At 58.9% G+C, this 8,201-nt stretch carries 10 protein-coding genes; 4 read left to right on the top strand and 6 right to left on the bottom strand.

Features of this window, described 5'->3' with window-relative positions; translation table 11 throughout:
* Positions 1-364, bottom strand: a 364-nt coding sequence (locus ACLF3G_RS29080; RefSeq protein WP_430672867.1) for a hypothetical protein, incomplete at its 3' end; no start/stop codon positions are given.
* 950 nt (positions 365-1,314) lie between these two features.
* On the opposite strand from ACLF3G_RS29080, the gene ACLF3G_RS29075 reads away from it, so the two are divergent.
* The 3 genes from ACLF3G_RS29075 to ACLF3G_RS29065 all read left to right on the top strand — a co-directional run bounded on the left by ACLF3G_RS29075 (position 1,315) and on the right by ACLF3G_RS29065 (position 3,373).
* Complete coding sequence (locus ACLF3G_RS29075) at positions 1,315-1,887, top strand: recombinase family protein (RefSeq protein ID WP_430672866.1); 573 nt, start codon at positions 1,315-1,317, stop codon at positions 1,885-1,887.
* A gap of 273 nt (positions 1,888-2,160) precedes the next feature.
* Entirely contained in the window at positions 2,161-2,577 is a 417-nt protein-coding gene (locus ACLF3G_RS29070) for a hypothetical protein (RefSeq protein WP_430672865.1), read from the top strand.
* Positions 2,578-2,650: 73 nt separating this feature from the next.
* A complete protein-coding gene (locus ACLF3G_RS29065) occupies positions 2,651-3,373 on the top strand; it encodes a hypothetical protein (protein ID WP_430672864.1) in 723 nt (240 codons plus the stop codon).
* Between the two features lie 45 nt (positions 3,374-3,418).
* Here the strand turns inward: ACLF3G_RS29065 and ACLF3G_RS29060 are convergent, their stop codons facing one another.
* Positions 3,419-3,790, bottom strand: coding sequence for a hypothetical protein (locus ACLF3G_RS29060; RefSeq protein WP_430672863.1), 372 nt, complete (start codon positions 3,788-3,790; stop codon positions 3,419-3,421).
* A 794-nt stretch (positions 3,791-4,584) separates the two neighbouring features.
* Between ACLF3G_RS29060 and ACLF3G_RS29055 the strand changes: the two genes are divergently transcribed.
* On the top strand, positions 4,585-5,046 hold the full coding sequence (locus tag ACLF3G_RS29055) for a hypothetical protein (RefSeq protein ID WP_430672862.1): 462 nt from the start codon (positions 4,585-4,587) through the stop codon (positions 5,044-5,046).
* Between the two features lie 30 nt (positions 5,047-5,076).
* On the opposite strand, the gene ACLF3G_RS29050 is transcribed toward ACLF3G_RS29055, so the two are convergent.
* The 4 genes from ACLF3G_RS29050 to ACLF3G_RS29035 form a co-directional block, all read right to left on the bottom strand.
* Complete coding sequence (locus ACLF3G_RS29050; protein ID WP_430672861.1) at positions 5,077-5,568, bottom strand: hypothetical protein; 492 nt, start codon at positions 5,566-5,568, stop codon at positions 5,077-5,079.
* Between the two features lie 1,037 nt (positions 5,569-6,605).
* Positions 6,606-6,803, bottom strand: a complete 198-nt coding sequence (locus ACLF3G_RS29045; RefSeq protein WP_430672860.1) for a hypothetical protein — start codon at positions 6,801-6,803, stop codon at positions 6,606-6,608.
* Position 6,804: 1 nt separating this feature from the next.
* Positions 6,805-7,401 carry a hypothetical protein gene (locus tag ACLF3G_RS29040; RefSeq protein ID WP_430672859.1) on the bottom strand — a complete coding sequence of 199 codons (597 nt, stop codon included), beginning with the start codon at positions 7,399-7,401 and terminating at the stop codon, positions 6,805-6,807.
* Between the two features lie 447 nt (positions 7,402-7,848).
* Positions 7,849-8,201 (bottom strand): hypothetical protein (locus tag ACLF3G_RS29035; protein WP_430672858.1); only part of this gene is annotated, 353 nt, incomplete at its 5' end.

Below are 8,201 nucleotides of genomic sequence, written 5' to 3'. Positions count from 1 at the left end.
AAGTATCGTGGGTGCAGTCGTGGTCTTGGTGATGAGCATGCCGGTTGCGGCCCTGCGGTCCTTCAACAAGGGTGAGGATGATCCGCGCATACGTTGGGAACTTGGTCGCGCGGGTCTGACCCTTGATGCTGGTATTGAGGCGGTAACTCTTGCGACCGGTCTTCGGGTCCACGATAGGGCTTAGAAATCGGTCCTCGTCTAGATCAAAAACGCCGCAGCCTAGGATAGAGGCGGCATAGCGAGGCGCGAAGGGGAGAACCTTGAAGGCGCGATAATCGACGGATGCGGGGAGCTTATCCTTGAGGGCGGTGTCGTAGTACCAGCGGTCAGGAAAGCGGTCGTCGTGAGTGATGGGTAGGCGCATGTGTTTGGGTTACTAGTGAATTGGGCGTGATTTGTGCGTCAGGTAATGGCGACGCGAAGTAGAGGTGGGGATCAATTCGGCCATCGGAGGCGCGTTTTAACGCGAAGGACCGTGAATCGATGCATAAGAATACCAGTTAGGGTGCCCTTACGTCAAGTATTACCGGTGTCTAGATCAGTGTTTATGTGTCCTGTAGCGTAGGGTCACGTGTCCTCTAATGCGGTGTGGCCTGTCCCTCGTCAGTGGTTATTTTCGGTTTAGGCGTCACTGACGCCATGAAAAATGACATGAAGTCCGCGATTATCGTCAAGTATTCGGAAGGCGTCAAAAGGTCGTTTTCGTCTAGTATGCGATGGTGTCACAATCGTCAAAACCTGAGGAAAACCGCCAGTTACAGGGGCATTATTTCAAGCACCAGTCATAGGCGTCACAAAGCCACTTTATTTTTTTGAAAAAATTCGAATTCCCCTATACCTAGAGATGGCAGACTCTACGATTTCCTATCATCACTAACTAAATGGCGGAAATCCGCCGTTTTTTCGAGGTGGGCACCTAACTCAGGCCAATTGCACCTAACTGGCCTGCTTCGGATGAGGCCGTGAGACTGTGAAATAGGGGGTACACGCCGCCTGTAGGCCGCTGGCGGCGAGGCGTACCATGCCGGGTTGGGTCCCCTGGGGTCGCGTTGTCAGGACTGTGGAGTCTGTGGCCGGCAAGGCTGGCGAGCGTTGGTAGAAGCGGCCCGTAATGCGACATATTATTGCAAAACCACTTGCCTTATTGAAACAATAATGCTGGCGACAGGCTGTGCCATCCGTTGCGACGCTCCGAATAGGGCCTGCCCTTGCGATAGCGGAGCGAAGCCTATCACTAGAATGGTTCTTGTCTTTTGATAGTCCATCAATCACAGTGTCTTTGAGGCTTGTGATAGCGGACGAAGGACAGGGACCATGATCGTAGGATACGGGCGCACGTCGACTCTGGAGCAGGAAGCCGGCCTGGACGCGCAAGAGCGCGATCTAAAGGCCGTAGGATGCGAGCGCATCTTTGCCGAACAGGTCTCCTCCGTCGCCAAGCGGGCGCAGCTAGAGGCCGCGATAGACTTCGTTCGCGAGGGAGACGTGCTGGTCTGCACGAAGCTGGACAGGCTCGCCCGGTCTACCTCCGACCTGCTGAGCATTGTCGCGAGGCTAGAGGGCAAGCGCGTCGCCCTTCGCATCCTCTCCATGGGCTCGGGAGACCTCGATACGCGGACTCCTACGGGGAAGCTTATGCTGACGATGCTCGGCGCCGTGGCAGAGTTCGAAAGGTCTCTGATGCTGGAACGCCAGCGCGAGGGCATCGCCAAGGCGAAGTCGGAGGGCAAGTATCAAGGCCGCGCTCCTACGGCGCAGAGGAAGGCCGGCGACGTGCTGAAGCTGCGGGCTGAGGGTGTCGGGCCGGCGGAGATAGCGCGTCGGCTGGATATCGGCGTGGCGAGCGTCTACCGCATCCTCGCGGACGCTAAGGAGGAGGCGGCGTAGCGTTGCGTCGCGGTCGGCGGATCGCGCGGGCGACCTCTAACGATTTCAGTACGTTGGAATATCGCGGCCTTATAGAGAAGGGATTTCGACAACTTTTCCGCGCCGGGCCTCCGTCGCGCCGAATATAGCGGCCTTGTAGGAGAGAGTTCGCGACGCTTTTTGCTGGCGCGGGCGTGTCGCTGCGCCGTGCTGTCGTCTCTCCGTTTCTTGCCCCCGTCGCGCTCGCGATGGGGGTCTTTTGCGCGATGACGCGCTTAGCAAGGAACAAGAGACATGAGTATCGACAACTACATTCCTATCGACGCACCGAATTGCACTGAGATGGGCCACAAATACTTTGATAGGATGCTCTCTCTAATCAATGGTATTGGTCAGGAAATGGCGAACGGAGCAGTTTTCACGAGGGAGCAGATCTACAGTCGTGTAGCTGATGACCCGATGATGCAGTCGTACAGAGCCGGCACGACAGGCTCAGTGTACGAAGATCCAGACTTCTACGATCAGGCATTCACTTTCACGCTTAATCTAATCCTTCGTCGAAGGTCTGAGATAAGCGGCGTAATGATGAACGAAATTGCAGCAGTCGGAGATGAAAGTGAACCTCGGTTTGTTCATCGAGACCATCTCAGTACTGAGGACATGAGAACGGCTAGGTGGATAGTAGCTCGCGAGCGCGCTCCGCGAGCCTGATCTAAAAGGGAGGACCTCTAAAGTCCTCCCTTTTTGCTGTCCAATGATGGGGAGCTGAACAAGGAAGACGACAATGACTAGCGAGAATGAAGCGGCGACCATCGATGCGGGTAAGACCGCGCTCAAGGTCATCATCAAGCAGGGCAAGAAGCTGATTGATGAATGGGTGCTGGTCGGGAAGGCGCTGGCGCTGGGCGAAGCGATCAAAAGCAACCAAGAGAGGGGGAAGTGGTACGCAGCCAATTTCCCTGGCCTGTCAGGGCAGGCGAATGCTTCCACTCGGCGCGCGGCTGTTTGGCTGGCGGGTTTGCCTGAAGGCGTTCTTCAAGGATTGAAGAACGACGGAAAGAGCAACCATCCCGTTGCTCTCCAGGCGGCTTTCAAGGCGCGGGAGGCCAAGCCCAAGGCCGGCGCGGCGAACGCCAGCGCCAAGGATAGGCTTGCGGCGGTTGAGGCCGAAGCCGAACGCCTCAAGGCTCGCGCCGAAGAGGCCGAGGCGAAGCTTGCGGCTGTTCAGGTTCAGGCGGATGAGGTCGAGGCCACGAACGGGAGCTTCCTCGCTCGCTATCGCAATGGCACTGGCGTCAAGGCTGACATGGCCGAGACGATGGCGAAGGTGGATGCGGAGATGGGCGGCTGGGTTCGCGAGTTGGCCGATGGGGACGATGCGGCGATCCTGGCGGATGCCAAAGGCATCAATCGGGCGCGGTTGCTGCACCTGTCGGCGCTGTTCGCTAGGGCGGCTGCTGCTGCCGCGAACGATGATGCGGCGGTGCCGGTGGCGCTTGCGGCGTGACTGGATAGGGAGGCCGGTGGGCCTCCCTATTCGCTCCGATGAGTACTAGTTGCGAGCAAGTGCTGATGAAAGGGTGCCGTCCAGTTGTACCTGGAGGTTCTGTTGTATTTGACGCATACTAGCAGCGGCATCCCCCAACTCGCTGACGGGTGGACAGTTCAAATCCCGATGTGTGCTGCTGGCTACCTCATACCGGCCCAGCATTCGTGCCGTAAACGTCACAGCAGCAAGGCGCTGGCCAATAAACCTTGGCGATATCGGAAGCGAAGACACCTTTTGCAGCTCATCAATAGCTGCTGCGCGCGAGGTAGTCATAGAAATGCGCAGGGTTATGCAATCCACACTTTCCTGCGGACCCGAAGCCATCACTGGTGCTGAGACAAGTAGCGCCAATATCGCAAAAACCTGAATCTTCATATGCGAAGTCCTGTCCTGTCGGCTTCCTCCCTACTATATAGAACGGAACATTCCTGAATCATACGGTTAGGCGCGTCGGAAGAATGCCCGGAAGGCTCGGGTGAGAGGTCCCCCCGCTGTCCAGGCGTCAAGTTCGGCTCGCGTAGTCTCGGCGGTCTGACGGGCCGCTGCTGCATCCTGCAGGAGGGCCTGGCGCTCCGCTGCCTGCCGCGCGGCATCGGCCTGCAGGGCTGCGGTCTGAGCCTCAGCGATCCTCAGCGCGTCCCGAAGGCCGGTAACGGCGCCTTCGGCATGGGCGGCGCGCTCGCGCTGTTCGGCTAGCGCGGCCTCGGCTTGCTCGGCGCGAGCGGTGGCCGAGAGGGCCAAAACCAGCCACGAAGCGTCCGGGACAGTAACCGGGACAGGCAGGGAGGTATCCTGGACAGTGTCTGGGACGCGCGGCGTAGCGTCCGGGACAGCAACCGGGACAGCAACCGGGACAGGTAGGGCGGTGACCGGGACGCCTACTCTAGGCTTTCCATCGTTTCCAGTGCGGCGAGGCCAGTTCTGGCGACGCATTCGCTTTGCCACGCTCTCAGGATGGACGCCCAGCGCGGCTGCTGCCTCGCCATAGGTCATCCACCGAATGTCCCGGTCGGCGTCCGCCATCGTGTGCTTGTGTCCCGGTTCTTGACCGGGACAGTGACCGGGACAGGCGGTGCCTGTCTAGTTGGCTTGAAGCAGCACGCTAGAAGGACATTGAATATCAGCGATTTTCAGTCAACGATGCGATCTCACAAGAAAAGTGAAACGTAATGACCGAATCGGAAGACGTCTACAGAGAGGCTTGTCGCCGCACGCATAGAGTTCTTGCGCACTATTTAGCAGTGTATTCGTGGAGGCACGAAGTAGACTGCATTGTTCTTGACAGAAAAAGCGTTGAAGGTCTTCTCGGCATAAAGAAAATTTCTGTAAAGAGGCGAACTTGGGTAAAGGCAGATATGGCTAGCTGGTTTCCATATTACGAAACAATGGATTTCCAAAAGACCAATGCGAAGCTGGCACTAATGATTTTGTCTAGGTTCCCCGTTCCGTCTATGCTCGGAGCGATGACCACTAGCCAGCGAGTTGATAAACTAAATCAAGACGGCCGACGAACGCGTTTGTTTGTACTGCCTACTGTTCCGAAGGAAAAATTTGGCGAGCGCCAAATGTTAACCGCCATGAATCTTTTGGCAGCTGGCTTAATCCCGCTGGACGATCTTCCTGGTACTTAAGTGAACGGCTTCGGTTGAGCCCGCCGTTTATCAAGGTTCGACCAGCCGCAGTTGCGGCGTCTCTCGTGCGGCGGCCTCGCGCTTCGCCAAGCTGCCGGTCCAGCCCACGTTGCTGTTGATGGCATATCGACCGGGACGCAGCCGCACGAGGGCTCCCATCTCCGTCAGGCGCGCCAGCGCGCTAGAAGCCTCTGTAGCGCTTGTGCCGGCGTCCTCGGCCAGCGTGGTTCGGTTGGCCATGATTTCCCCGGTGTCATAGCGAACGTAGGAGACCGCGGCCGTCCAGATGCTGAGGGTCGTCGCCGGCTTGGGGCATGCGTTGATGAGCCGCAGCAGGGCGCGAAGCTGTTGCGGATTCAGCATGGTGTACCTCCAGGCCTCGGCAGGCTGATAGCGCGCAAGTCTTTCGGCCAACTCGTCCCGCGTGGGGTCCGTTAGATCAAGTGGCATGTCTAGCGCGAGTTGCAGCGCCTCCGCGATGACATCATGCCGTTTTGGCCGAAGCCGGACCACCTTCGCCACCTTGCTCGCGCCCCCGCTGCCCTGTGGACAGCCTGTACCACGAGTTGCTCTAGAGCTACCGATTCGTCGCTCTAGAGCGACAGACTCTTAGAAGGAAGATTTTAACCCCTCTACGGTCCCCCCTTCGGTGGAAAACCAGGCGCTGGGGCTACCGCAGGGCTGAGTTTCGGCGGCACTGGGCGATGAGCCACCGCATCGGCTCCGATGCACCGGTCCCCTGTACACCCTGCAGCTTTGGGGCGTTCCTGAGGACGCATGCGGCGATGCGATCCTCACCCGCGTGGTCAACCTCAATGGGTGTGGAGCCTCTCATGGCCTCCGCAAATGGGTTGAACGGAGGTTCCTCGGGCTGAGGTTGCTGCGCTTCAGCAGGTGCCAAGGTCAGCACCATAACCAGCAATGCGGCCAGTAGCGCGGTACCTCGTGCCATGTGTCAGCGCCCTCGGATTCCAGCGCCGGGTGTACTGCCAAACGCAAACGCCCTCCGCCAGAGATCATAGCGGAGGGCGTTGTCGCGTCGGGATGTGGCAGGGAGGCGCCTAGGGCGCGGTAGCCGGCTTGAGAGGGGATAGGTCGGCAAGGGCAGCGCCAGAACCGCCGAGGAAGGCCTGTAGCGCGCTCCTAGGTGACTTGCGGGCGCCAGCGCGGCGCCTGCGCCTGCGGGGCTTCGTGGGGGCTCTGGTGGCCTCTGATTTCGCTGTCTGGGCCAGCTCAAGGAAGGTCCTGGCCAAGAGGATCGCGGAGGCGCGCAGGGCGGCGTGTACGGCGCTTAGGTCGGCTAGGGCGGTGGGGCTGAGGTTCATGGGGCCTGGAAGTCGCGTGGCGGTCGGTTCGGATGGCTGAGGCGCTTCAAGCGGTTCATCGCGGCGAAGGGCTCGATGACTGGGGCGGGCGGGCTAGGGTCCGCGACGGGGATCTCTGGCCGAGGTTCTGGCACGGCTGGCGGTGCCGGTGGCCTCTTTGGCAGCAACGGCGCGGCGACCTGGGCGGGCTCGGGAACGCCATCGGCGTCCACAAGCCAGAAGTCTTGGTTTCGACTATTCCGCATCGTTGGCGGTCATCGTCTCAGGCGTGGTCGTGGTCTCGGCAGGTTCGCGGCGGTGCCGCGTTCCGGTGATCGTCCCGCCGTTCGGCAGAGTCTCAGTGTAGGTCTCGACGTCGCCGGCGATTGGCAGGGTCGAGCCGAAACCCCTCATGGTAAGGCCGTTCGGCATTTCGAAGATCAGGGCTTCCATTTCAGGCGACGATACCGGCGCCGGCATGGATGCGGCGGATCGCCAATTCACTTCGGGCAGTCGTAAAGGGCTCGAAATTGGGCGTATTGCCAGCCTTTAGGGCGTTGAGATGGTTCATTGCGTCGCTGAAGGCAGTTCCTAGAACGGAGCCGCCTGGAAGCTCGCGATTGAGGCGGGTCTCGATGGTGCGGCGAGCGGAATGCTCTAGGGCGCGGACTTCGGTCAACTTGGAAATGTAGAGAGCTAGCGCGCTGTCAGTCTCGGCGGCGAGGTCGGCAATCCTGGCGGTCATTTCGGTGATTTCGGCGCGAATGGTCGCCTCCTCGATGGCACGTTCGGCGGCGATCGATTCCTTGAGCAGATTACGAGCTTCAAGGAGGGCGGCAGTGTTCGCCTCGTGGGTATTGCGAGCGGTGGCGAGGGCGGTGCGGGCATCATCGGCGGCCTGATGGTTGCCGTTTAGGATCGCGCTGCGGACTGCGATCTTCAGTTCAAAGTCGCGTTGGCAGAGGTTTTCGCCGCTAGCGTCGCAGTCGCGTTCTAGGGTCGTTACGATGTTACGAAGGGCGGTCGAGGAAGGCAAATTATGGGCAGTCATAGGGAGTAAATCTTTGCTTTAAATGAGGCCACGGTCTATAATAGTGGCATCTGGCTAGTGATCAGAGGTAACGTTAATCGGTCCGTTGAGAAATCAACGGGCCGATTGGCGTTTTAAGGGCTTTAGCCGGGAATGGCTAAAGGGGAGTGGAACACATTGGGGCTGAAAAACCGGCGTCGGCCAATCTTACGGCTGCAATGAATTCCTCGTTTCTTCATTCTATTGAAAAGCGTGCGACGGCAGATAGACAGGCAGTCGCATACTTGGGTGACAGTCAATATGTACGGAGTTGAGTTCATCGAGCGGGTAGTCTTTGAAGCGGGGATAGTCGATTTGAAGCGTCGGAATTCTTCGACTTGCATAATTGTAGAAGAAACGCACCAGGAGTGCAATCAAGTAATGGGGTTTTGTCTTATCGTGCCCGATAAAGTACTTTAAGCGGGCGATTTATTCGGCAAAGAAGGGGTTGCCGTCGTACTTCTTCAGGAGTTTTGCTTCTTCGGCTGCCTTTTTCTCGCGCGCTAGACGCTGTTCTTCCCGGATGGCACGTACCTCGTCTCGGCGGCATTGCTCCTTTGCGAGACGGCGAAGCTGGCGGACGGACACGTCCATGACTTTTGAGAAGTAGTCGAGGTCAGGGCGGCGATGCGCGCGAATGGCGCCGTCGTAGTGTTCGAGGAATAGCGGGAGGAGGTCGGTCACGTCGGCTTTGGCTGCGGGGTTCTTTGCGCCAGCGCGGTTGTGGAATTTAGCGGCTAGCCTGTTATTGGTTTTCGGGGAGACCCACGCGAGATTGGTCC

The organism is Falsiroseomonas sp. HC035, assembly GCF_050563525.1.
Lineage (GTDB): Bacteria > Pseudomonadota > Alphaproteobacteria > Acetobacterales > Acetobacteraceae > Falsiroseomonas.
Note: the sequence above shows the minus strand (reverse complement) of the source record. Positions and strands in the feature narration are given on the sequence as shown.